Consider the following 861-nt stretch of genomic DNA (forward strand, 5'->3'; position numbering starts at 1 on the left):
GAGGACGTGGGGTAGTGAAACGGGCACGAAGTCGGTGATCATCGAGTTGTCTACGCTCTGTGATCACTGGAGGCTTCGTGCCCGCCGTCCCATCATGCATCCTCGACCCGTTTCGCGCACAGTTCCTCGCGCTGCTACCGGAACGGGTCGTGCGCCACCCGCTGGGATGCCACCGGCCGCGTATCGATGACGCTGTCGTGTTCGACAAGCTGATCGAGGTCCTCGTGTTCGGTGCCGGCTACGAACGCATCGGCGATGAGACCTGCTCAGCGACCACCTTGCGCCGCCGTCGTGACGAATGGATCGAGCTGGGAGTCATGGGGCAGTTACGGCTGATCGCGTTGCAGGCCTACGACCGCATGATCGGCCTTGAGCTTGACGACCTTCCCCTGGATGGCTGTATCACCAAGGCGCCCAGCGGTGGTGAGTGCGCCGGGCCGTCTCCCGTGGACCGGGCCAAGGACGGCACCAAAAGATCACAGGTCTCCGATGGGTACGGCATCCCGTTGGGCACCGTGGCCGCACCGGCCAACCAGCCCGACCACACTCTGCTCGACGCCACGCTGGACACCCTCGCCCTGCTCGGGCCGCTTCCCGACGACGCGACACTGCACCTGGACGCCGGTTACGACAACAACCCGGCCCGGGACACCATCGACGCGCATGACCTTGCCGCCCAGATCGCACCCAAGGGCGTCAAGACCCCCATCCACCACAGCCCTCGCTGGGTGATCGAACGTACGAACTCGTGGTGCAACAACTTCGGCAAGATCAGACGCAACACCGAACGCCGCCGCCCATGCGTCGACTTCTACCTCGACGCGGCCTGCATCCTCATCACGATCCGCAGCCTCATCGTCC

The 861-nt window shown here is 64.7% G+C and carries 1 protein-coding gene; it reads left to right on the forward strand.

From position 1 onward, the window contains the following. Positions 1 to 77: 77 nt before the first annotated feature. Positions 78 to 861: IS5 family transposase (locus tag IEY61_RS30920; RefSeq protein ID WP_189050894.1), on the forward strand; the 784-nt coding region annotated here is incomplete at its 3' end.

The organism is Micromonospora sonchi, from assembly GCF_014646235.1.
Lineage (GTDB): Bacteria > Actinomycetota > Actinomycetes > Mycobacteriales > Micromonosporaceae > Micromonospora > Micromonospora sonchi.